Here is a 25137-nt window from a genome sequence, read left to right as displayed (position 1 = left end):
CTTAAAGCAGGTTTTTCAAGTGTGATTTCTAGGCTGAATGAAAGGGCCTAAATATAATATACGAGGAGTTTCATTATGAACGAACAGCAGCGAAAAGAACAGTCGCAAATAAAACAGGTAGATGCCGCGGACAAAAAATCCGGTCAGGACAAACCATTAAGTGAAAAAACAAGTGCAGATTTTGCAAAGTACTTTGAAACAACTTACGAACCACCCAATCTTAACAAGGCGAGAAAACGTGGCCGCGATAAAGTAAATGTCCATTATGATTTTGGCATCCCCGAAGATATGGAGAATATCGGTGAAGGGAAGAAGTTTCTTATCCGTACATACGGCTGTCAAATGAATGAACACGATACGGAAGTAATGGCAGGTATCTTAACAGATATGGGCTATGAATCAACTTCTGATACAAATGATGCGGATATTATATTGTTAAATACATGTGCTATTCGTGAAAACGCAGAAAATAAGGTGTTCGGTGAGATCGGTCACTTGAAGCCATTAAAATTGGAAAAGCCCGATTTAATACTGGGTGTGTGTGGGTGTATGTCACAAGAGGAATCTGTTGTCAATCGTATAATGAAAAAACATCCTCAGGTTGATTTAATATTTGGCACACATAACATTCATCGTTTGCCCCAATTAGTAAAAGAAGCGATGTTTGGAAAGGAAAAGGTCGTTGAGGTATGGTCTAAAGAAGGAGATATTATTGAAAACCTTCCCAAAGCCCGCAAAGGAAAAATTAAAGCATGGGTAAATATTATGTATGGATGTGATAAGTTCTGTACGTATTGTATTGTTCCGATGACACGCGGGAAAGAGCGCAGCCGCAGACCAGAGGATATTATTCAGGAGGTTCGCCAATTAGCAGCGCAGGGCTATCAGGAAGTCACATTGCTCGGACAAAATGTTAATGCATATGGAAAAGACTTCGAAGATATGACTTATGGTCTGGGAGATCTAATGGACGACATTCATATGATCAATATCCCGCGTGTACGTTTTACAACTTCACATCCTCGTGATTTTGACGATCGTTTAATTGAGGTACTTGCAAAAGGCGGTAATTTACTTGATCATATTCACTTACCAGTACAGTCTGGAAGCAGTGAAATATTAAAAAAAATGAATAGGAAATATACACGTGAAGAGTATTTGGAGTTGGTGCGGAAAATACGTCAAGCTATGCCAAACGCTACACTTACAACAGATATTATTGTTGGCTTTCCAAATGAAACGGATGAACAATTTGAAGAAACTATGACACTTGTTGAAGAAGTTGGATTTGAAGCTGCGTATACATTTATTTACTCACCTCGTGAGGGTACACCAGCAGCACGTAAAAAAGATGATGTACCGGAAGAAGTCAAAAAACAACGTCTTTATCGTTTGAATGACCTTGTGAACAAGCAATCCGCTGAGTCTATGAAAACATATGACAACAAAATAGTTAAGGTTCTTGTTGAAGGAGAAAGTAAAAAAGATCCTGATGTTCTTGCCGGCTATACTGAGAGGAACAAATTAGTAAACTTCAAAGGACCTAAATCAGCAATTGGACATATTGTTGAGGTTAAAATAACAGAAGCGAAAACATGGTCGTTGAATGGTATAATGGTAGAAAATACAGTAGGGGTGGAATAATATGGCTGAATATACACGCACACAAATATTGGATGAAGCAAAAAAATTAGCTGACATGCTTTCTAATACAAAAGAAATCGATCGTTTTAAACAAGTGGAAGCTAAGATTAATGATAATAAAAAGGTACAACAATTAATTTCACGTATAAAATCACTGCAAAAACAAGCGGTAAATTTTCAAGCTTACGGTAAAACGGAAGCATTGAAAAAGGTTGAAACTGAAATTGATCGTTTACAAGAGGAAATCGATGAAATTCCAGTTGTGCAGGAGTTTAAAGAAATACAGGTTGTTGTTAACGATGTTCTGCAGCTAGTCTCAGGCACAATTGCCAGAGAAGTAACAAATCAAGTTATCGAATCAACTGGTGGCGATGTATTAGCGGGGGAGACTGGATCAAAAGTAAAAAATGGCTCTGCATGCGGTCATTAAAAACTTTTAATACTAAATCTTTGTTTTAAATATGAAGTAAAAACCAAGCAGGAATATTTTTCTTGCTTGGTTTTTACTTTAAAAATAGTGCCCACAAACACTTTGTTAATAAATTATTTTTATCTTCTTATGCTTTCACGGGATTGCTATGCACTTTAGGTATTTGTCTTGCATAAAATGACTATGAGAAAAAGGAGGTATACGTAATTATGAGTTTTCTTGATCAAGAATATAGAGAAATCATTACGAAAGCTGTTTGTGGTAAGGGACGTAAATTCACGCAAGCAACTCATTCCATATCACCGTCACATAGACCTTCAAGCATTCTTGGTTGCTGGGTAATAAATCACTTGTATAATGCCAAGAAAAAATCGAAGGATACTGTTGAAGTCAATGGTAGCTATGACATTAATATCTGGTATTCGTACAATGACAATACAAAAACTGAAGTTGTAACAGAAAGGGTAACCTACTGTGATATTATTCCGTTATCCGTAAAAGATGACCATTGCTTGAATGATGATTATGATGTTATCGCTAAAGTGATTCAGCAACCAAATTGTCTAGAATGCAAAATTGCTAATCAGGGTCACAAAATTGTAGTGGAAATCGAACGTGAATTTGTTGTTCAAATAATTGGTGATACTAAAATTGCTGTAAGGGTAGATCCAAAAGGGTACCAATTTGATGATGACGATGATTGGGGATTTGATATTACGGATGATGAGTTGAGTGATGTAGATCCGGATTTCTTAAACGAAAGCAGCGGTAAAGACTAAAAAGCTTACGAGGGATCATTCTCTCGTAAGTTTTTTTTATCTATTTATAAGATTGCCATCTTAACAGGTCGCCCTGATTCTGCAAAATATGCTATAATTGTACAATATATACGGTATAGTTGGAGGATTAATGATGGCAAAATACACACCAATGATGGAACAATATTTAAGGATTAAAGCAGATCATCAGGATGCTTTTTTATTTTTCCGTTTAGGCGATTTTTATGAAATGTTTTTTGACGATGCAATCAATGCTGCACGTGAATTGGAAATAACATTAACGAAAAAAAATGCTGGTCCAAAAGAGCCAGTTCCAATGTGCGGAGTACCATATCATTCAGCAGATAATTACATAAAAAACTTAATAGCAAAAGGTTATAAAGTTGCCATATGCGAGCAAGTGGAAGATCCAAAGGCCGCTAAAGGTGTTGTCAAACGAGAGGTTGTTCAATTAATCACACCTGGAACGGTGATGGAAAGCAACATGCTTAGCGAAAAAGAAAATAATTATATTGCTAGTCTCTCGCACTTTGACGATGGATCGTATGTCATTGTTTACAATGATTTGTCGACTGGTGAAAATAGTCTCGCATTTGTTACACATGGCTGGGATGCTGTTATTCACGAGTTGTATAATCAGCCAATTAAAGAAATCGTTGTCTCATCAAATTTACCAGAAAAGTGGCAGGAGGAATTACGCGGAAAGTTAAATGTAACGGTGTCTTTTCAGGATGAAATTACGTTTAATGGGGAATATCGTAATTTGTGCGGAGAATTAAATGACGAACGATTGATGAAAGCATTTAGCCGCTTATTAAATTATATTCAACACACACAAAAGCGCTCTCTCGATCATTTGCAACCCGCTAAAGTTATTGAATTAAAAAATTTCTTATCCCTTGATATGTATTCAAAAAGGAATTTAGAGCTTACGGAGACCATCATAAAAAAGGGGAAGCATGGCAGTTTGCTATGGGTACTTGATCGTACTGTAACAGCGATGGGGTCAAGGCTATTAAAGAAATGGCTGGAGCGTCCGCTGATTAACAAAAATCTGATTGAAAAAAGACTTACTATTGTTGATGGTTTTTATCAATCCTTTATGGAACGGGATTCATTAAGGGATGCGTTAAAGTCTGTTTATGACCTAGAGAGGCTCGCAGGCAGAATTGCTTTTGGTAATGTAAATGCACGTGACCTGATTCAACTGAAACATTCGTTGGGAAAAATCCCCGAAATAAAAAATACTTTACATCAATTTGGGAATAAGCAAATTAATGATTTGGCTAATAATCTTGTTTGGCCAAAAGAGATTGGTTCATTACTAGAAGCTAGTTTAGTAGAAGATCCACCAGTTTCCGTAAAGGAAGGATCTATTATTAAGGCTGGATATAATGAAACATTAGATACATACAGGGATGCATCGAAAAACGGAAAGCAATGGATTGCTGAATTAGAACAGAAAGAGAAACAGGAAACAAACATAAAATCGTTAAAAATCGGCTATAACCGTGTCTTTGGCTATTATATTGAGGTTACAAAAGCTAATTTGCATTTGCTGCCTGAAGGAAAATATGAGCGGAAACAAACATTAACAAATGCAGAACGGTACATCACACCGGAATTAAAAGAGAAAGAACAGCTTATTTTAGAGGCAGAAGAAAAAAGTGTGGAATTAGAGTACAATCTATTTATTGAGATTCGGGAACAATTAAAAGAGCAAATACCCGTTTTACAGGCATTAGCAGAGGTTGTTAGTAAAATTGATGTATTACAAGCATTTGCAACTGTAAGCGAGGCGAACAACTATAAACGCCCAAGTTTTGCAGAAGATGAATTAACGATTAAAAGCGGCAGACATCCGGTAATTGAACAAGTCATGAAGGATGGGACGTTTGTTCCGAACGATGTTCATTTAGATAACAATAGGGATATATTACTTATTACTGGCCCCAATATGTCAGGTAAAAGTACGTATATGAGGCAATTGGCATTAACCGCCATTATGGGTCAAATCGGTTGTTTCGTACCGTGTGAGCATGCTGAGCTTCTTATTTTCGATCAAATTTTTACTCGAATTGGTGCAGCAGATGATTTAGTTTCCGGTCAAAGTACATTTATGGTGGAAATGCTTGAGGCAAATCATGCTATTGCTAATGCAACGGAGAAGAGTTTAATACTGCTTGATGAGATTGGCAGAGGAACAAGCACATATGATGGTATGGCATTAGCACAGGCGATAGTAGAATACATTCACAACAATATTCAAGCGAAAACGTTATTCTCAACACACTATCATGAATTGACCGCACTCGAAAATTCATTAAACAAATTAAAGAACGTTCATGTTAGAGCAGAAGAATTTGAAGGAAATGTAGTATTTTTGCATCAAATTAATGATGGAGCAGCGGATGAAAGTTACGGAATTCATGTAGCCAAGCTGGCAAATCTTCCTGAACAATTAATTGAACGGGCAAATACAATTTTAAATGAACTTGAAAATAAAGATAGTAAGAATAATACAGTTTCTGACTATGATGAAACGGCACAACTATCATTCTTCGTTGAGGAAGAAAAAGCGGAAGATAAGAAGAAAGTGAAGAATTCTGATTCCAAGGTAATAAAGGAATTAGAGAATTTGGATTTATTCGATATGACACCACTGCAAGCAATGAATGAACTATATCGTTTACAAAAGCTTACAAAATAATGTTCAAAGTGGTGGCGCCTGTACAGGGGAAACGAATAGATAAAAGACTTTAGAATAGGGGATTTTACGTTCGAAATGCCCCTGATTATGTCTGGATATAGCCTCAAATAGAAAGGGTCGTTTTCTATGAAAATAGTTCAAATGTCTGATGCACTTGCAAACAAAATTGCGGCAGGAGAGGTAGTCGAACGTCCTGCATCAGTTGTAAAAGAATTAATCGAAAACAGTATTGATGCAAATAGTACTTGGATAAAGATTGATTTGTCGGAAGCAGGTCTTCAGCAGATTAAAATTTCAGATGATGGAGATGGAATGGCGGAAGAAGACTGTGAAACAGCTTTTTTACGGCATGCAACTAGTAAAATAAAAAATGAATCAGATTTATTTCACGTAAAAACGCTTGGATTTCGTGGTGAAGCACTAGCTAGTATTGCGGCGGTAAGTCGGGTAACGGTTAAAACTTCGCAAGGTAACAATGCCGGAACTTTTCTTCAAATGGAAGGCGGCAGCGTTATTGAAAGGGGCAAAAGTGACGCGCGAAAAGGTTCAGAAATACAAGTTGACGATTTATTTTTCAATACACCAGCAAGGCTAAAGTATATGAAAACGATTCATACCGAGTTAGGGCACATTACCGACCTGTTAAATCGTATAGCGCTTTCACATCCAACCATTCGCATTGAAGCAACGCATAATGAAAAACAGCTTTTTAAAACATCAGGCAGCGGGGATTTATTACAGGTCATATCGCATGTTTATGGAATGAGCGTGGCAAGAAAAATGATCCCAATCAAGCATGAAACACTTGATTTTTCGATAAAGGGATATATCGCAAAACCAGAAACCACACGTGCATCTCGTAATTATATTTCTACTATTATTAACGGCAGATATATAAAAAGCGTCCCATTATCGCAAGCGATTATTAGGGGATACCATACACTGTTGCCAATAGGAAGGCTTCCAATTGCAGTTATCTCAATAGAAATGGATCCAATTTTAGTTGACGTAAATGTACACCCAACTAAGCTTGAAGTTCGCTTCAGTAAAGATAAAGAATTGTTTAGTGCTATAGAGGACACAATTCGCAGCGCGTTCAGGGAGATCACGTTAATTCCAGAAATGGAACAAAAGGAGCAGGGGAATCTGAATCAAAGTTCTGCAAATAAATCCATCCAGAATACAATGGATTTTGATAATACACCTAAGAAAACACCGACAATAAACTGGAATTCCGATAAACGGATAAACGAGTATCAATTACCGTTTAATCAAAACGATTTTCCAAACGATAAAGTTACAAAAGAGGAACTGCAGGATGTGTTATCAGATACGGGTCAACCTGAAACATTCACGGAAGTTGAAAGCCAGGAACAACCGGAGAAAATAGATGCACCGCGTGTACCTGCCATGTACCCAATTGGTCAATTACACGGGACATACATTATGGCTCAAAATGAAAATGGACTGTACATGATCGATCAACATGCTGCCCAAGAACGGGTGAAATACGAGTACTTTAAACAAAAACTTGGTAAAACTACTAACGAGTCACAGGCATTACTCATTCCGATGACATTCGATTTTTCAAAACAAGAAGCCATTTTCATAGAACAATACAAAGAAGAATTAGAAAAGGTCGGCCTCTTTTTTGAACCATTCGGGAATCAGTCCTATATTATCCGTTCATACCCCAATTGGTTTCCGCAAGGATTTGAAGAAGAAGTCATTCGCGAAATGATAGCACAAATTATGGGGGAAGAACGAATTGATATTGAAGCAATAAGGGAAGATGCAGCAATATTAATGTCATGTAAACGATCAATTAAAGCCAATCATTATCTAAACCAAGATGATATGTTTCGCTTGCTGGAAGATTTACGATCCACAACAGATCCCTTTACATGCCCGCACGGAAGACCGATCATTGTACATTTCTCTTCCTATGAATTGGAGAAGATGTTTAAGCGCGTCATGTAAATATGTATAATTGACATACACCTCGTAAATGCTATTAAAAATGCGAGGTGTATGTTTATGAATAATCAGCGGTTAATAAACTTTTTAAATCAACTATTGTCTAATTATTTTGTGCTATATGTAAAGCTGCATCGGTATCACTGGTTTGTTCAAGGAAGACAATTTTTTCAATTACATGAGAAATTTGAGGAAATGTACACAATGGCTGCTGCTGACCTTGACGAAATAGCAGAACGTATATTAATGATTGACGGGAAACCACTTGCTACAATGGTTAAGTACTTAAAAGAAGCAACATTGACGGAAGCAAATGCTGATGATAAAGAACAGGAAATGATTGAGCAGTTAACGAAGGATTATAAACAAATTATTGAAGAGATACGGAACGATGGTTATGCCTTAGCGGCAGAGTATAATGATGAACCGACGACAGATTTGTTAATAGCCATCCAAAGAAAATTAGAAAAATATGTTTGGATGCTGCATGCATATCGTGCATATGAATAAAACTTTATAAATTAGGGGAATAATGATGAAGAAAACTGTCATTGTGATTGTTGGACCAACCGCAGTAGGAAAGACGCGGCTGAGTATTGAAATTGCCAAAGCATTTAATGGTGAAATTATTAGCGGGGATTCAATGCAAGTATATAAGGGAATGGATATAGGTACAGCTAAAATTACTATTGAAGAAATGCAAGGGATCCCACATTATATGCTGGACATTAAAGAACCCGATGAAGAATTTTCAGTTGCAGATTTTCAGCATTATGTACAGAAATATATTGATGTCATTACCGAGAACAAGCACCTCCCGATAATCGCTGGGGGAAGTGGTTTATATATTCAAGCGGCTTTATATAATTATCATTTTTCAGGACAAAAACGTGATATTCTGCTATCAAAACAGCTGGAGGAACAGATTGCTATCGAGGGACCTGTGCCACTTTACAATTATCTAAACGAAATAGATCCTGTACAAGCTGGTAAAATTCATCCCAACAATCATAGACGGCTAATTCGCGCAATTGAAATCTATGAAACAACTGGAATGACAATGAGCGAATACCAGGAAAGCCAGACCAAAGATTCGCCTTACAACCCTATTTTTATAGGATTGGAGATGGATCGGAAACTTCTGTATGATAGAATTAATGAACGCATTGATAGAATGATGGAGAATGGATTATTAGACGAAGTTAAAACTCTGTACAACCGTGGTTTTGCAGATAGTCAATCGATTAGCGCAATTGGATATAAAGAGTTTATTCCTTATTTCAATGGTGAACAAGGCTTAGATATGTCCATTGAGCAGTTAAAGCAGAATTCTAGAAGGTATGCGAAGCGACAGTATACTTGGTTTAAAAATAAAATGAATGTGAATTGGTATTCGCTGACTCCTTCGACGATTAATGAAAAAATTCAAAACATTTTAGAAGATTTAGCAGGAATGTTAGAAGAAAAGTAGAAATAAATATATATACAGATAGAAAAGAGGAGGAAGTGCAATGGCGCAATCAGTGAACATTCAGGATCAATATTTAAATCAGCTCCGAAAGGATCACATCTCTGTCACGGTGTTTTTAACCAACGGGTTCCAATTAAGGGGAATCGTAAAAGCATTCGATAATTTCACTGTATTATTAGAAACAGATGGGAAACAACAACTTATTTTCAAGCACGCAATTTCTACATTTGCACCAGTTAAAAATGTATCACTCGATAAAGAGTAAAACTCATAACGGGTACCATGGGGTATCCGTTTTTACATGTCTATCTCCAAATTCTGCCTTCTGTCCCATGGGCGTTTGTCACACCTTTATAGTTTATCACGTATACTATGATTGCTGAAGGGGTGATGAAGTGGAATCGCAAATGGTTCGCAATAAAAATGGGAAAATAAATATCGTTTTGCATGATAAAAATATTGCAAAACATGAAACCGACAAAAAACGTGTCAATAGTGGTCCATTCATGCACATTGATCAAGAATTCTCATCATTCATAGGTATGGAAAACCTAAAACAAACTATAAAGGAGATATATGCTACGATCGTAATAAATGAACGAAGAAAACAGATGGGGCTAAGCTGTTCAAAACAGGTGCTTCACATGTTGTTTAAAGGAAATCCCGGAACAGGTAAAACAACTGTTGCCAGAAAGCTTGCTAAAATGTATTTCGATATGGAAATACTGTCGAAGGGCCATCTAATAGAAGCTGAACGAGCGGATTTAGTTGGTGAATATATTGGTCAGACCGCACAGAAGACCCGTGCAGTTATTCAAAAGGCAATGGGTGGTGTATTATTTATTGATGAGGCATACTCATTAGCCCGTGGCGGAGAAAAAGATTTTGGCAAGGAAGCAATTGATACATTAGTAAAACATATGGAGGATAGCCAAAACGATTTTGTATTAATTTTAGCAGGCTATCCATATGAAATGGATAGATTCCTATTATTAAATCCTGGTTTGAAGTCCAGATTCCCATTCATCTTAGATTTTCAAAATTATGATGTCAGTCAATTAATGGATATTGCTAAGCAAATGGTCGCGTTAAAGGAATATCAATTAACGACGGAAGCGGAGTGGAAATTACAAGAGCATTTATACAGAAAGCTGCGTGAGCAGGAGCGGAATTTTGCTAATGCTCGGTATGTTAGGAATGTTATCGAACATACGATAAGAAGGCATGCAGTACGTTTAATTAAGAAAGAACAGTATTCACCTGAAGACTTGATGAAAATTATTGGAGATGATTTAAGCTTTAGTGAGTCATAAAGTTTTTTGTGGTAAGGTTTTTTCTTTGCTATGATATAGGCATGCTGACAGAAAAGAAAGAGGTAATCGATTCATGACAGAAAAAATAGTGGTCATAGCAGTGGAAAAACAAGAACAAACTAGCGCACATTTTCATTCATCTGTAGAAGAAATAAAGTCCCTGAGCAATACGGCGGGAGGGACAGTGCTAAAGGTTGTTACACAGAAAAGGGAACGGATTCATCATGCACATTATATCGGTGAGGGAAAGATTGAGGAGACTGCACGATATGTACAGGAGATGGAGATTGATTTAATTATTGCAAATGATGAATTGTCTGCTGGTCAATTGCGAAACCTAAGTGATCGTTTAGGAGTCCGGATAATTGATCGCAGCCAGTTGATTTTAGACATTTTCGCTCAGCGCGCACATACAAAAGAAGGTAAACTTCAGGTTGAACTTGCACAATTGGAATATATGCTCCCGAGACTCCGCGGTAAGGGGTTAGCATTATCCCGGTTAGGTGCAGGTATCGGCACACGTGGACCAGGAGAAACAAAATTGGAAACTGATCAGCGCCATATTAGACGTAAAATATATGATATTAAACGCAGATTAAAAATAGCTGTCAGTCAGCGCGAGCAATATCGCAAACGAAGAAAAACAAATAATGTATTTCAAATCGCGATTGTTGGGTATACCAACGCTGGAAAATCCACATTATTCAATCGAATTACAAAAAGTCATTCACTTGAAGAGGATCAATTGTTTGCAACACTCGATCCACTCACAAGACAAATTCAATTACCATCAGGATTCCAACCACTGCTTACAGATACAGTTGGTTTTCTTCAAGATTTGCCAACTACGCTGATTGCTGCATTTCGTTCCACATTAGAAGAGGTTACAGAAGCAGATTTTATTTTACATGTTGTAGATGCATCACATCCGGACCAGGTACAGCAACAGGATACAGTTACTAGTCTATTGGAGGAATTAGATGCAAATATGATTCCTTCATTGACAGTGTATAATAAATTGGATAAATTAACCGAGGATTTCTTTCCTGCTAATCATCCATCCATTCAAATAAGTGCATTTGATCAGCAGGATATCAGCAGATTATTAGTAAAGATTGAAATGATTTTAAAGGAAGAATGGAGTCGGTATAGTACGAAAGTTAGTCCAGATAAAGGAAAATTATTAAATCGTTTCGAAAACGAAACAATTATGGAAGAAAGATATTTTGATGAAGATCAAGCAATATACAAAATAAAGGGCTATATAAGGAATGAACATCCTTTAACAAGCAAGCTAAAGGGGAATTAAAGCGGGAATGATTGATCACTATGTACATCAAGCAGAAGCAGATTGTAAACAGCTTCACAATAAAATAGGTAAAATTGTCGAAATGAATCAAAAACGTGTCTTAGAAGCATTTAAGCGTAATCGGGTCAGTGATAGTCATTTTAATACAACAACAGGATATGGATATGATGATTATGGCAGAGAAACGCTTGAATCCGTCTATGCAGATGTGTTTGGGGGAGAAGATGCGTTAGTCAGGCCGCAAATCGTTTCTGGAACACATGCAATATCTACAGCATTATTTGGTTTGCTGCGTCCAAACGATGAATTACTGTACATTACAGGAAAGCCTTACGATACATTGGAATCTGTTATTGGTAAACGTGGCCATAATACTGGATCATTAATGGATTTTGGAATAGGTTATAACGAGGCAGAATTGTTGCCGGATGGTTCGATAAATTATAGGTTAGTTCAGAAATTAATTACGGAAAAAACAAAAGTAATTGGTATTCAACGCTCCAAGGGCTATGACGACAGACCATCGTTTTCTATTTCAGAAATTGAAAAGGTAATTAGTTTTATTAGAAAGATTAACAAGGATTTAATTATTTTTGTTGATAACTGTTACGGTGAATTTGTGGAAAAAAAGGAGCCATTGCATGTTGGTGCGGATATTATAGCGGGTTCACTTATTAAGAATCCAGGGGGCGGTATCGTTCGTGCTGGAGGATATATTGTTGGACGAAAAGATCTTGTTAGCAAATGTGCACATCGTCTGACTGCTCCGGGTTTAGGGAAGGAAACAGGGGCTACATTACATATGCTCACGGAAATGTATCAAGGTTTCTTTTTAGCTCCGCATGTTGTTGGCGAGGCATTAAAAGGGGCAGTATTTACGGCCAGATTATTGGAATTGGCCGGTTTAAAAACAACCCCGCATTATCAAGAAAAAAGGACAGACTTAATTCAATCCGTTATATTTGAAAACGCAGAACAAATGATCACCTTTTGTCAAACGATTCAACAAAATTCACCGATCAATTCATTTGTTACACCATATCCGAGTGAAATGCCGGGATATGAGGATGAAGTGATTATGGCTGCAGGTACATTTATCCAAGGAGCAAGCCTTGAGTTAACAGCTGACGGACCAATCCGTGAGCCGTTTACAGCATTTGTTCAAGGTGGTTTAACGTATGAGCATGTAAAAATTGCTTTACAAGAATCAATAAACAACTTGGTTGAAAATGGTTATTTGAATATAAAATAGGGTAACAAAGAGCAGAAGGGTATCAACTCCCAAAAGTGAAGGTAGTAAATTAACTTTTGGGATAACTATCCAGGACTGCTCTTTTTATTTTTGTATTTAATGTAAGGAAACTTAACATTAATTTGACAGTATACATAACATATTGTAAAATATAGATATTACAAATGAAGGGGGTCACATAAATGAACGATCAGGATCGGCGTTCTATGCCCTTATTCTCAATTGGTATCGTTAAGAAATTAACCGAATTAACCGCCAGACAAATTCGGAATTATGAAGAGCATGGCCTTATTAATCCAGAACGAACATCGGGAAATCAGCGGTTGTTTTCTTTTAATGATGTTGATCGTTTGCTTGAAATAAAAGATCTGCTTGACAAAGGGATTAATTTAGCTGGAATCAAGCATTTATTAGTTATGGAAGAACAGAATATGCTAATGGAGAAACAAAAGAAAGAAGAACATTTTGCTATATTATCTGATAAAGATCTGCGAAAAATGCTGAAAAATGAATTATATGAAGCCGGAAGAATGGGGAAATCTAGTTTAAGGCAAGGTGAATTATCTAGGTTTTTCCAATAACATAAAAATACTATTTGGGAGGAAAAAAGATGAGCTTAAAATTATCAAAAGAGGCAATCTACAAAAAGATTGAGGAGGAAAATGTTCGGTTTATTCGCTTGCAATTCACTGACATGCTTGGAACAATCAAAAATGTCGAGATCCCTTTAAGTCAATTGGAAAAGGCATTGGACAATAAGATGATGTTTGATGGCTCCTCGATTGAAGGCTTTGTCCGCATTGAAGAATCAGATATGTACTTGTACCCTGATTTAGATACGTTTGTTGTATTTCCGTGGACATCTGATAAGGGTAAAGTTGCACGTTTTGTTTGTGACATTTATAATCCGGATGGAACCCCATTTGAAGGATGTCCGCGTTATAATTTGAAACGTAATCTTAAAAAAATGGAAGAGCTGGGATTTACTGCATTTAATATTGGTACAGAACCTGAATTCTTCTTATTTAAGCTCGACGAAAAGGGTGAACCTTCATTAGAGCTTAATGATAAAGGAGGATATTTTGACCTTGCACCAACAGACTTAGGAGAGAATTGCCGTCGTGATATCGTACTTGAGCTGGAAGAAATGGGATTTGAAATTGAAGCCTCCCATCATGAAGTTGCCCCTGGACAGCATGAAATTGATTTTAAATACTCTGATGCCGTGAAGCATGCTGATGATATTCAAACATTTAAATTAGTAGTAAAAACAATTGCGAGAAAACATAATTTACATGCCACCTTTATGCCAAAACCATTATTTGGTGTAAACGGTTCAGGAATGCACGTAAATATGTCACTTTTTCAGGATGGGGAAAATAAGTTCTTTGACCCAAATGGCGAAATGCAATTAAGTGATGTGGCATATCAGTTTACCGCTGGGGTAATCAAACATGCTACTAATTTTACTGCAGTTACAAATCCAACCGTTAATTCGTATAAACGTCTTGTACCTGGTTACGAGGCGCCGTGTTATGTAGCCTGGTCCGGCACAAACAGAAGTCCTTTAATCCGTATTCCGTATTCAAGAGGTTTGAGTACTCGTATTGAAGCGAGAAGTGTAGATCCTGCAGCTAATCCATATATGGCGATGGCAGTATTACTTGCGGCAGGATTGGACGGTGTTAAAAATAAATTAACCCCGCCAACTCCTGTTAATCGTAACATATATGTAATGGATAAGGCAGAACGTGAGAAAAATGGAATTAAGGATTTACCTGCAACTTTAATGGATGCATTAGTAGAATTACAAAAGGATGAAGTCATTATTGAAGCCCTTGGAGAACATTTATTTGAACATTTTATCGAGGCAAAAGAAATTGAATGGGATATGTTCCGTACCACTGTTCATCCGTGGGAAAGAGAGCAGTATTTGGCTAGCTACTAGGTTTGTAATTTAGGTCTGCATACAAATATATTCGGTTTTGTAATGAGGTTAGTAAAAAGAACCTTCAAAAAAGGAAATAAGGTATTAAGTTCTTGGCCATAAAGTATGTGATTCGTTTGTTATCTTTGTCCGGTTTTTGGATATGAAGATATACAATGGGTGATCAGCATATTATTATGGCCAAGTCTTTTTTAGACATAAAATAATCATCATTTCAAGGTGTTTCAGCCAGTTTATTCAATCATGATAAAGTACTGGATGGATTATTAGATTGCTTTTTTCTTTTTCTATTTTTAAATACCTGCCAGGAGGTTTTTAAGGACGAATATGTTCCGACAGCTGCTGCACTATAAAAACCACCCATAAAAAAACCAGCCCACAAATCATGCCTATGGCTATAAAATATAGAAATTGAAAATCCTAGTATCGTAGCAATTGTTGGAAAATACTGGCGGGGTATCGGGAATATTTTAAACAACTGCGTGATGATAACTATTAGCGGAACAGCAATTACCCCGTCCCAAAAATTTGTATGAATAACTGGAAATTCCATAACAGATTTCAGCCCTAACTATTGTTGGTTAATTGATGAAAATAAAAGATTCACTTGTATTACTCTTCAAAGTATTTGCCAGACGGATAATAATATACAAAGAAATAGCCGGAAGAATGAAGATATGTCATGTTTTTCGTCTTCATGGTTAAATATATCTAAATAAAAAAACTGCCAAAACGATGGCAGTTTCATTTAATGAATAGTTCGATGAAGCCCAATAACTTTTCCCAAGATAGTCACGTTTTTAAAAATAAGCGGATCCATTGTCGCGTTTTCCGGCTGTAATCGAATGTGGTCTTTTTCTTTAAAGAAACGTTTTACCGTTGCTTCATCATCTTCGGTCATCGCAACAACAATATCACCATTTTGTGCTGTGCTTTGCTGCTTGACAACCACTTTATCTCCATCCAAAATACCAGCTTCTATCATACTTTCCCCTTCAATTACCAATACATACAAGTTGTCATCTGGGGCAGCACTTGAAATTGGCAGGGGTATAAATTCCTCGATGTTTTCAACAGCGGTAATCGGAATACCAGCTGTAACTTTCCCAATTACTGGAGCGTACCTTGCTTCTTCCCTCGGTATATTACTTTCATCCGAAAGATCTAAAATTTCTATAGCTCGAGGTTTTGTCGGGTCCCTTCTAATATAGCCCTTACTTTCAATTCTAGCAAGATGCCCATGAACGGTAGAGCTTGAGGCAAGTCCTACCGCTTCCGCTATTTCCCTTACCGATGGCGGATAGCCCTTTTTACTGACCTGATCTTTAATATAATCAAGAATCATTTCTTGTCTTTTGGAGAGTTTTGTCATTTAACGAACACCTCACACATAGGATTTAATAATAATAGTTTATCACTAGAATAGTTAAAAAGCAAACATTCGTTCGAAAAACAGTTGACAAGATCATTTGTTCGGTATAGTATAATATACGAACAAAGGTTCTTAAATGGGGAAAGGGCTGATAATATGTTTGGGAAACTTACTAAAACGGATGTATTTTATCTTGTTGCGTTTGTATTCACACTAGTATTTTTATATTTTTCCATGGTTACAAGTGCGTAGATTTAGTTTTAATTAAGGAGCATCTAAAGTGAAAGCTATTATATATTGCAGGGTCAGTACGGATAAAAAAACTCAGGAAACATCACTGGCAAGACAAAAGCAGGAACTTACGGTCCTAGCAAAGCGCAACAACTTTACGATTGTAGATATTATACAAGAACAAGCTAGCGGTTACGACGTGGACCGTGAAGGTATTTTTCGGATGCTGGATTATTTTTCGTTAAAAAAAGCAGAATGTCTACTTATTCAAGATGAAACTAGATTGGGCAGGGGAAATACTAAAATTGCCTTATTTCACCAAATGCAGAAATTAAATATTTCAATTTATACAGCGATACATGACGGGAAACTTGAATTGTCAGAATCGGATTCGATGGTTCTGCAAATTGTGAGCGTTGTAGAAGAGTATCAGCGCAGAATCCACAATGCTAAAATCAAACGGGGAATGAGGAAGGCTGTCCTTGACGGCTATGATCCAAGTCAAAACTTATCAAACCGAAATAAAGCACCTGGAAGAGAAAGAAAATCATTTCCTATAGATGAAGTTATTCAACTAAGAGGCAAAAATCTGACATTTTCTGAAATTGCCAGGACACTAAATGGCATGGGTTACGCCATCTCTAAGGCAACCGTGCACCGAAGATATCAGGAATATATAATCCTTGAATCTAACACAGAGGAAAGGTAATATAGATTAGCAAGAACACTATAATTGTTCTTGCTTTTTTCTATTGTTTAGGAGGTAACTTTCTATGATATCTAAAGAAAAATTGGAACGCATAAATAAACTTTCTCAGAAATCGAAGACAATTGGATTAACAGAGGATGAGAAGAAAGAGCAAAAAGAGCTTAGGCAGGAATATCTGCAAAATGTACGCAGCTCATTTAAAAATCAATTTAAATCGATGACAGTTGTCGACCATGAGGGAAATGATGTTACACCTCAAAAAGTGAAGGATCTGCAAGGCAAGGGAAAAAATAATTAATTCAATTAGCGAAGATACTGCTGCATGGCTGGGTAAGCTGAAAATAAGATTTCACTTGTTACAGTCTATAATTCATTATAGAATGATAAGGGATAAAATAATCCTTTTAATTCGAAAGGGGAACTCACATGTCAAAAAACACAGAGCAATTATCGATCAACACAATTCGAACACTAGCAATTGATGCAATTGAACATGCAAATTCTGGTCATCCTGGTTTGCCTATGGGTGCAGCTCCAATGGCATATACACTTTGGACCGATTTTATGAATCATAATCCGAAAAATTCAAAATGGTTTAACCGTGACCGTTTTGTACTATCTGCCGGTCATGGTTCAATGCTTTTATACGGATTGCTGCATTTATCGGGATATGATGTAACTATTGATGATTTAAAGGATTTTCGTCAATGGAATTCTAAAACACCCGGGCATCCCGAAGTGCACCACACAGACGGTGTAGAAGCAACTACAGGGCCATTGGGGCAAGGGGTTGCAATGTCTGTGGGGATGGCAATGGCAGAAGCACATCTTGCGGCAACATATAATAAAGAGAATTATTCTATTATTGATCACTACACATACGCACTTGTCAGTGATGGAGATTTAATGGAAGGTATCTCACACGAATCCGCATCACTTGCCGGACATCTGGGGTTAGGCAAATTAATCGCATTATATGATTCTAATGATATTTCATTGGACGGTGAACTAAATCGATCCTTTTCCGATAATACAGAACAACGCTTTAAAGCATATGGCTGGGAAGTTATCCGAGTTGAAGATGGAAATGATCTAGAAGCATTGCGAGCCGCTATTAAACAGGCACAAGAAAATACGGATCAGCCAACATTGATTGAAATTAAAACAATCATTGGATACGGTTCACCGAATAAATCAAATTCTGCAGCATCACATGGTGCTCCACTTGGATCTGACGAAGTAAAGCTAACGAAAGAATACTATAAATGGGAACATGAGGATTTTAATGTTCCTGAAGAAGTTTATGCAGATTTCAATGAAAAGATTGGCAAGAATGGTGCTAGATCTGAAGAAAATTGGAACAAATTATTCAACAAATACAAAGCACAATATCCTAAATTAGCAAGTGAATTGGAATTAGCAATGAACGGTGATCTTCCTGAAAATTGGGAGCAAGACTTACCAGTATACGAGCCGGAAAAGGATAAACTTGCAACAAGAGCTTCATCCGGTGATGTACTAAATGCGATTGCAAAAGCTGTTCCATATTTCTTTGGAGGAAGTGCTGATTTAGCAGGTTCAAATAAAACTTCTATAAAAGATGAAGCAGATTTCTCACGTGCAAACTATGCAGGACGTAACATTTGGTTTGGAGTGCGCGAACATGCAATGGCTGCTGCATTGAATGGAATGGCATTACACGGGGGACTAAAAGTATATGCTGGTACATTCTTTGTATTCAGTGATTACCTGCGTCCAGCTGTAAGACTTTCTTCTATTATGAAAACACCTGTAACGTATGTGTTTACACATGATTCTATTGCAGTAGGTGAAGATGGACCAACACATGAGCCTGTTGAACAATTAGCTGCGTTCCGTGCAATGCCAGGTTTATCACTAATTCGCCCAGCAGATGGTAATGAAACACAAGCGGCATGGAGATTAGCAGTTGAATCAAAAAATCAGCCAACAGCACTCGTACTAACAAGACAAGGATTGCCAACACTAGAAAGTACAAAAGAACATGCATATGAAGGTGTTAAAAAAGGTGCCTACGTAATTAGCAAGGCTGATAAAAACGTACCAGATGCTTTATTGCTTGCTACTGGTTCTGAGGTTCAATTGGCCGTCTCAGCTAAAAATGCTTTAAAAGAAAAAGGCGTTGACGTAAGTGTTGTAAGTATGCCTTCTTGGGATCGTTTCAATGAACAGGATGAAGCATACAAAAATGAAGTTATTCCTCCAAACGTGAAAGCTCGTGTTGGGATTGAGATGGGTTCTTCCTTTGGTTGGGAACGGTATGTAGGTGACCAAGGTTCAGTCATTGGAATTGATACATTTGGCGCATCTGCAAAAGGAGAAAAAGTAATTGAAGAATATGGCTTTACGGTTGAAAATGTCGTTAAGCATGTTGAAAAATTATTAAATAAATAATAATACTTGGAAAGTGGCACAATCTTGCAGCCACTTTCTTTTTTATGGCTCTATTTAACTAACAACATGGTGGGCCACACCCAGCTACAGCGCTAAAGCTGTGATGGACTGACCGATGCCTCCGTACAATAAGGTCAACATCAATTCGCTTATGCTCACCCGAGTTTCCTTTATCCCCTGCGAAGGATGTTCGGCTAAAACCACTGCTTTCTTGGCAACACTGAACCACACCGTATGACGAGGCACAGTCAACACGTCGCTATACGGGCACTTGCGATTTTGTTCTTGCAAAACGACAAAACTAGTGCAGATTTTCAGCGTAATATGACAATGTTTTTAACTAGAATACGTATAATAGAATACAAAGGGAGGCGGTTGATAGTGGGTAATTATTCAATTTATTGGATTAAAGAAGAATTTGCATATCGTTATTTCCATAAGAGGGATATATTATATCGATTTATGAAAGAATATCGTCTGAACTCAGATAGAGCCGATTTAGCCAAACAATATCATTTCATCACAAATACTTTTCCTCAAGCAGCTTTGATAACCCACATAAAAGACTATCACCAATCTAGTGTTACTACTAATTTACAAGGAAATTTTCTCGAATTATTTAATGATAAACACTATATTTCTTTACATATACACAAAAAACATTTAAACTTTCGTTGTGAAATGTTGCATGATGCAGAAAAGTTATTGTTTCCGGCATTACGTTCTTTCCATCCGTTTTTGTTTATAATGGGAAATGATATGGAAGACTATGGCTGGATTTCACCAGTAACAAAAGAAAGAGTACACATCAATCAAGAAGTATTGTATTCTTATCTTTGATTTACTATACTGTATTAGAGACAACATGAAGGAGGAAAGCTTGAATGGACGTGATTTGGGTCGTATTAATAGCAATACTCGCTCTTATTGCCGGAGTTGCTCTAGGCTTTTTCATTGCTAGAAAGTATATGATGAGCTATCTAAAGAAAAACCCACCTATTAATGAGCAGATGCTTCGTACACTAATGATGCAAATGGGACAAAAGCCATCTCAGAAGAAAATCAATCAAATGATGCGTGCAATGAATAATCAACAAAATAAATAGCACTTATTTAACATAAATAAGGTAATGTAAAACCATTGCACATGCCCCTTGCTACCAACAGGTAATAAGGGGTATTTCAAACTGTTTCTGACTAATTCCTGCCCCGATAGGAAAGGTTTGGATAATTGTCAAATTCATTTGCTTTTTTGTACGGTTTAATCTGTTAAAATGGATAGAGCAAATGCTTTTTAGGAGGGTGAAAATGACTGAAGTAGCTGATATAAATATATTTATCGCATTTGGTGCAGGTTTTTTATCGTTTATCTCACCTTGCGTACTCCCGCTGTATCCTGCCTTTCTATCGTACATAACTGGCATGAGTGTTAGTGAAATAAAAGATGAAAATAAAATGTTTAATATTAAAAGTATTTTGCATACCATTTTCTTTTTGATAGGATTCTCCAGTATTTTTATTATGTTTGGGTTTACTACTTCTTTTGTGGCTGAATTTTTAAAAACCTATCAAGAAATCATCAGACAAATTGGTGCTATTGTAATTATCTTTTTTGGTTTAGTTATTGTAGGAATATTTAATTTTAAATTTCTAATGAAAGATAAAAAAATCACATTTAAAAATCGTCCAGCAGGTTTTTTTGGTTCATTTCTAATTGGTATGGCATTTTCCTTAGGATGGACGCCCTGTACAGGTCCTATACTTGGAATTGTATGGTCTCTAGCGGCTACTCAGCCCGAACTTGGAATGATAATGATGATTAGTTACATTCTAGGATTCTCATTGCCATTTTTAATTTTGTCGTTCTTCATAGGAAAGCTTACATGGATCAAACGCCATAGTCCACTTCTAGTTAAAATAGGTGGCTATATCATGATTTTTATGGGTATAGCATTATTTTTTGATTGGATGACTAAACTTACATCTTTCTTAGCGAGCTGGTTTGGGTTCCAGGGCTTTTAGTTTAAGGCAGTTACATTAGATTTTTTAAAACTTTTGTATTAATATATTTAGTAAACAAATCGAAAAAGGGGAACACATTTACATGTACAAACCAAATGACCTGATTCTGCGGACAACAACATCACTGATTGCCTTTATATTGCTGGGGTTTGCTATTTATTTGCTGATGGCCGGACATAACTCGCCAGGTGGAGGGTTTGTAGGCGGTTTAATGACTGCTTCGGCTTTTGTATTAATGTATATGTCTTATGGAATAGAAACTGTTAAAAAAATATTGCCTATTAACTTTCGGACATTAATACCAATTGGGTTGCTCATAGCAGTAGGAACGGGTGCAGGTTCGTTTATTTTTGACGTCCCATTTTTATCACATACGTTCGGCTATTTCACATTACCTATCTTTGGTGAAATTGAACTAGCAACTGCAATGCTTTTTGATATTGGTGTATATGTAACAGTTTTGGGTGTAACGATGACGATCATTTTATCCATTGCGAATGATCAGTAACTATTATTGGGGGAAATAATAGAATGGCGAAGATACTTGTAGTCGATGATGCTAAATTCATGAGGGTTACATTAGCTTCAATACTAAAAAGAGAAAACCATGAAATTATTGGGGAAGCAAAAGATGGGGCAGAAGCTGCAGAACTTTATCAACAAGTAAAACCGGATTTAGTAACGATGGATATTACCATGCCAGTCATGAATGGTATTGATGCGATTAAGGAGATTATGAAGTATGATGAAAAAGCGACAATTGTTGTGTGTTCGGCTATGGGACAGCAGAAAGTTGTTGTAGAAGCGATTGAGCTTGGTGCAAAAGATTTTATCGTTAAACCTTTTGATGAAAATCGAGTATTAGAAACAATAAATCGAGTATTACATAAAATAGAACATTCAGGTACAAAGCTTTAGCTTCTTAGAAAGAGTTGATATAGCATGTTTTGGGTAATAGCAAGTACAATTGGTGCTGCTTGTATGGCTATCTTAATGATTTTCGTACGGTTAAAGGCGGCTAAAAAACCCGCAACTGTAAAGAAAATTATATTACCGCCTATATTTATGAGTACTGGTGCACTTATGTTTTTATTTCCGCAGTTCCGTTTAAATGGCCAGGAGATAATCGAGGCATTAGTTGTAGGAGTTGTGTTCTCATTTTTTCTTATTAGAACATCTAAGTTCGAAATAAAAGAGCAAGACATCTATTTAATTCCGTCGAAGTCATTTGTGTTTATCTTATTTGGTTTGTTATTAATAAGAATTCTGATTAAGTTAGCAATTGGTAACACGATTTCCTTAGGTGAAACAAGCGGAATGTTTTTCTTGCTCGCGTTTGGGATGATTGTTACATGGAGAGTTGCGATGTTATTTAAATTTAAAAAGCTAGAGAAGCAATTAACGTAAACTGCTCGAATTTAAAAAAGCAATCACTTTACTGTGATCGCTTTTTTAAATTTCTGTAGGTATCAGGTGAGAGCTCGAATAAGGACTCATATGGCGTTACATCAATTTCCTTTTCACGTAACTTCTTTCTTAAAAACTTGTGATCGCGTTTTGGTGTCGCAATTATATAACCTTCTATCAGTATATCTTGTGTAATCGTCCTTTGTTTTTTATTTAAAGCGACCTCACCTATTTTACTAGCGATTTTTTGTCTCGCCACATCTCTAAACAATTCAGGTACAGGGGATACAAGCTCTTCCAATAATTTTTTTTCATCATCTTTCCACATGTGTCTCGTTTTCTCCATGTAATATTCTTCCCAATCAAGTGTTGACTTTCCATCTTCCTTGGGCAAGCGTTTTAGAAACTTGCGAAACATAAAGAATCCGCCAATTGACATTAAACTAATTAGCAAAATTCCCCATAATACGATTAAGTAATCGACAATTGCTGACATATAATCACCTTTTTCCCTAATGAAACGATTAAAATTGATAGAATATTTCATGTAAACAGTACAAAAGATTTATTTTTATCGTCGTTTATAGTAACATTACAAATAATTGGATAAGATTTATTAATTATTTTCACGATAATACAATTATAATGGGAGCTATTGTTAGATACAAGCGTCATATTATACTAACTTAGTGCATATAAGTATTAAAAGCAATATTTAAGCAATGTTTTTGTTGTTTTTTGCGATAGGGGGCAATGTGATGAAGCGTGAATTAAACGAGATTGACAGTAAAAAAGTTGGTACAAAAGATAAGAAAATCACAGAACAGTTTTTCGAAAACGTTACAGGGTTACCGAAGTTCATGCTTGATTGGATTGAAAAGAACAGCAATGATTTAATCACAGTATGGGATGAAAATGGAAAAGTTTGTTTTATTTCAAAGTCAATTGAACGATTGTTTGGATACAGTACTACTGATTTACGTGGGTCTTTATGGTATGAAAAAATATCACCTGATGATGTCTCCTACATAAAGTCACATTTTGATAATCATACAAGTATAGGTCAAACATTCAACATAAACATCCGTAATAAAAGTGGAAAGTACATATGGACAGAGTGTATTATCGCTAAAATAAAAGATGAAAATAGTGATGACAGTTATTTTATCTCGACGATAAAAGATATCTCAGATAAAAAAGAGGCAGAAGAAATGATGATTAGATCTGAAAAGATGTCGATTGCAGGTCAGTTGGCGGCAGGTATTGCACATGAGATACGCAATCCATTAACATCCATTAAAGGTTTTTTGCAGTTATTACAAGCTGGAGTTAATAGAAAAGAAGAATATTATAAGATTATGATTGACGAGATTGAAAAAATGGAAACCATTACATCTGAATTGCTGTTTGTCTCGAAACCTATGACAGATAATAAACGAGTTGAGCGAGTAGACGATATGATTCATGATGTAATTGCTTTATTAAACCCACAAGCAAGACTCAAGAATATAGACATCGAATGGAAACAGAAGGTCTATCCATCCATATATTGCGATCGTTCGCAAATAAAACAGGTTTTTATTAATTTGTTAAAAAATGCAACAGAAGCAATGGATGAGGGGGGAAAGATTGAATTAAAAGTGCACCAAAATGCTGCACAAGTAATCATTGATTTCATTGATGAAGGCCCAGGTATACCAGAGGAGATAATACATAAGCTTGGCGAACCTTTCTTTACAACAAAACAAAATGGAACTGGGTTGGGGCTTATGATCACGAATCAAATCTTGGAGAAACATGAAGCAAAGCTTGAAATCATCAAAAACGAAATCAAGGGAAGTACCTTTAGAATAAGAGTTAAGGAACATACGGAATAATAATCTTTATAATATTTTATTTTATATTCTTGATAGATTCAAAGGATTTCAGGGCACTGACCATAGATAAATAAATATGGAGTGTCCTTTTTGTTTTATGCCGGGATCAGGACCCTATGCTTGGGTTATTCTATGTATAACCTCCATTTTTTTGATTTGGTTTTATGTATAAGTAATAGTTATCGCTTTAAATAAGTTTTTAATATAGGTTGACAGGTCCTTAAATAATTGTTTTATAGATTGATTTCCTTTA

General features: G+C 36.3%; 26 protein-coding genes. 23 read left to right on the top strand and 3 right to left on the bottom strand.

What is annotated here, in order from left to right; genetic code table 11:
• The first annotated feature begins 75 nt into the window (after positions 1–75).
• From miaB to glnA, 13 genes are all read left to right on the top strand, one after another.
• The gene (gene miaB, locus IEV74_RS12120; RefSeq protein ID WP_188455632.1) at positions 76–1644 is read left to right on the top strand and encodes a tRNA (N6-isopentenyl adenosine(37)-C2)-methylthiotransferase MiaB; all 1569 of its coding nucleotides are present in this window, start codon (positions 76–78) and stop codon (positions 1642–1644) included.
• Between the two features lies 1 nt (position 1645).
• Positions 1646–2074, top strand: a complete 429-nt coding sequence (locus IEV74_RS12115; RefSeq protein WP_188455631.1) for a YlbF/YmcA family competence regulator — start codon at positions 1646–1648, stop codon at positions 2072–2074.
• Between the two features lie 209 nt (positions 2075–2283).
• Positions 2284–2853 (top strand): outer spore coat protein CotE, encoded by a 570-nt coding sequence (gene cotE / locus IEV74_RS12110; RefSeq protein ID WP_188455630.1) that lies wholly within the window; start codon positions 2284–2286, stop codon positions 2851–2853.
• A 133-nt stretch (positions 2854–2986) separates the two neighbouring features.
• Positions 2987–5563: a DNA mismatch repair protein MutS gene (gene mutS / locus IEV74_RS12105; protein ID WP_188455629.1), complete on the top strand. Its 2577-nt coding sequence runs from the start codon at positions 2987–2989 to the stop codon at positions 5561–5563.
• Between the two features lie 126 nt (positions 5564–5689).
• Positions 5690–7543, top strand: coding sequence for a DNA mismatch repair endonuclease MutL (mutL, locus tag IEV74_RS12100; protein WP_188455628.1), 1854 nt, complete (start codon positions 5690–5692; stop codon positions 7541–7543).
• Between the two features lie 57 nt (positions 7544–7600).
• Positions 7601–8050 (top strand): Dps family protein, encoded by a 450-nt coding sequence (locus IEV74_RS12095; protein WP_188455627.1) that lies wholly within the window; start codon positions 7601–7603, stop codon positions 8048–8050.
• A 25-nt stretch (positions 8051–8075) separates the two neighbouring features.
• A complete protein-coding gene (gene miaA / locus IEV74_RS12090) occupies positions 8076–9011 on the top strand; it encodes a tRNA (adenosine(37)-N6)-dimethylallyltransferase MiaA (RefSeq protein WP_188455626.1) in 936 nt (311 codons plus the stop codon).
• Positions 9012–9051: 40 nt separating this feature from the next.
• The gene (gene hfq / locus IEV74_RS12085) at positions 9052–9276 is read left to right on the top strand and encodes an RNA chaperone Hfq (RefSeq protein WP_099158179.1); all 225 of its coding nucleotides are present in this window, start codon (positions 9052–9054) and stop codon (positions 9274–9276) included.
• A 130-nt stretch (positions 9277–9406) separates the two neighbouring features.
• Positions 9407–10324: a stage V sporulation protein K gene (spoVK, locus tag IEV74_RS12080; RefSeq protein ID WP_373284339.1), complete on the top strand. Its 918-nt coding sequence runs from the start codon at positions 9407–9409 to the stop codon at positions 10322–10324.
• A 73-nt stretch (positions 10325–10397) separates the two neighbouring features.
• The gene (gene hflX / locus IEV74_RS12075) at positions 10398–11633 is read left to right on the top strand and encodes a GTPase HflX (RefSeq protein ID WP_188455624.1); all 1236 of its coding nucleotides are present in this window, start codon (positions 10398–10400) and stop codon (positions 11631–11633) included.
• Between the two features lie 7 nt (positions 11634–11640).
• Entirely contained in the window at positions 11641–12885 is a 1245-nt protein-coding gene (locus tag IEV74_RS12070) for a methionine gamma-lyase family protein (protein WP_188455623.1), read from the top strand.
• Between the two features lie 182 nt (positions 12886–13067).
• Positions 13068–13466 carry a MerR family transcriptional regulator gene (locus IEV74_RS12065; protein ID WP_188455622.1) on the top strand — a complete coding sequence of 133 codons (399 nt, stop codon included), beginning with the start codon at positions 13068–13070 and terminating at the stop codon, positions 13464–13466.
• Positions 13467–13495: 29 nt separating this feature from the next.
• Positions 13496–14833, top strand: a complete 1338-nt coding sequence (gene glnA, locus IEV74_RS12060) for a type I glutamate--ammonia ligase (protein WP_188455621.1) — start codon at positions 13496–13498, stop codon at positions 14831–14833.
• A gap of 241 nt (positions 14834–15074) precedes the next feature.
• On the opposite strand, the gene IEV74_RS12055 is transcribed toward glnA, so the two are convergent.
• Both IEV74_RS12055 and lexA read right to left on the bottom strand, forming a co-directional pair.
• Positions 15075–15386, bottom strand: a complete 312-nt coding sequence (locus IEV74_RS12055; protein ID WP_188455620.1) for a hypothetical protein — start codon at positions 15384–15386, stop codon at positions 15075–15077.
• Between the two features lie 195 nt (positions 15387–15581).
• Positions 15582–16205 (bottom strand): transcriptional repressor LexA, encoded by a 624-nt coding sequence (gene lexA / locus IEV74_RS12050; RefSeq protein ID WP_188455619.1) that lies wholly within the window; start codon positions 16203–16205, stop codon positions 15582–15584.
• A gap of 280 nt (positions 16206–16485) precedes the next feature.
• On the opposite strand from lexA, the gene IEV74_RS12045 reads away from it, so the two are divergent.
• The 9 genes from IEV74_RS12045 (at position 16486) to IEV74_RS12005 (ending at position 23007) form a co-directional block, all read left to right on the top strand.
• Complete coding sequence (locus IEV74_RS12045) at positions 16486–17145, top strand: YneB family resolvase-like protein (protein ID WP_188455618.1); 660 nt, start codon at positions 16486–16488, stop codon at positions 17143–17145.
• 64 nt (positions 17146–17209) lie between these two features.
• Complete coding sequence (locus IEV74_RS12040) at positions 17210–17443, top strand: DUF896 domain-containing protein (protein WP_188455617.1); 234 nt, start codon at positions 17210–17212, stop codon at positions 17441–17443.
• 128 nt (positions 17444–17571) lie between these two features.
• Positions 17572–19578: a transketolase gene (tkt, locus tag IEV74_RS12035; RefSeq protein WP_188455616.1), complete on the top strand. Its 2007-nt coding sequence runs from the start codon at positions 17572–17574 to the stop codon at positions 19576–19578.
• Between the two features lie 381 nt (positions 19579–19959).
• Positions 19960–20418, top strand: a complete 459-nt coding sequence (sirA, locus tag IEV74_RS12030) for a sporulation inhibitor of replication protein SirA (protein ID WP_188455615.1) — start codon at positions 19960–19962, stop codon at positions 20416–20418.
• A 44-nt stretch (positions 20419–20462) separates the two neighbouring features.
• Positions 20463–20684 (top strand): YneF family protein, encoded by a 222-nt coding sequence (locus tag IEV74_RS12025; protein ID WP_188455614.1) that lies wholly within the window; start codon positions 20463–20465, stop codon positions 20682–20684.
• Between the two features lie 202 nt (positions 20685–20886).
• Positions 20887–21600 carry a cytochrome c biogenesis CcdA family protein gene (locus tag IEV74_RS12020; RefSeq protein WP_188455613.1) on the top strand — a complete coding sequence of 238 codons (714 nt, stop codon included), beginning with the start codon at positions 20887–20889 and terminating at the stop codon, positions 21598–21600.
• A gap of 82 nt (positions 21601–21682) precedes the next feature.
• Positions 21683–22108: a Na(+)/H(+) antiporter subunit B gene (locus IEV74_RS12015; protein ID WP_188455612.1), complete on the top strand. Its 426-nt coding sequence runs from the start codon at positions 21683–21685 to the stop codon at positions 22106–22108.
• A 23-nt stretch (positions 22109–22131) separates the two neighbouring features.
• Positions 22132–22518 carry a response regulator gene (locus IEV74_RS12010; RefSeq protein ID WP_188455611.1) on the top strand — a complete coding sequence of 129 codons (387 nt, stop codon included), beginning with the start codon at positions 22132–22134 and terminating at the stop codon, positions 22516–22518.
• A gap of 24 nt (positions 22519–22542) precedes the next feature.
• On the top strand, positions 22543–23007 hold the full coding sequence (locus IEV74_RS12005; RefSeq protein ID WP_188455610.1) for a CcdC family protein: 465 nt from the start codon (positions 22543–22545) through the stop codon (positions 23005–23007).
• A 28-nt stretch (positions 23008–23035) separates the two neighbouring features.
• Here the strand turns inward: IEV74_RS12005 and IEV74_RS12000 are convergent, their stop codons facing one another.
• Positions 23036–23503: a DUF2621 domain-containing protein gene (locus IEV74_RS12000; protein ID WP_188455643.1), complete on the bottom strand. Its 468-nt coding sequence runs from the start codon at positions 23501–23503 to the stop codon at positions 23036–23038.
• 262 nt (positions 23504–23765) lie between these two features.
• Between IEV74_RS12000 and IEV74_RS11995 the strand changes: the two genes are divergently transcribed.
• Positions 23766–24884, top strand: a complete 1119-nt coding sequence (locus IEV74_RS11995) for an ATP-binding protein (protein ID WP_188455609.1) — start codon at positions 23766–23768, stop codon at positions 24882–24884.
• Positions 24885–25137 lie beyond the last annotated feature (253 nt).

The organism is Virgibacillus oceani (assembly GCF_014638995.1).
Classification (GTDB): Bacteria; Bacillota; Bacilli; order Bacillales; family Amphibacillaceae; genus Virgibacillus_E; species Virgibacillus_E oceani.
The sequence above is the reverse complement of the archived record's forward strand: the minus strand, read 5'-3'. Positions and strand labels throughout refer to the sequence as shown.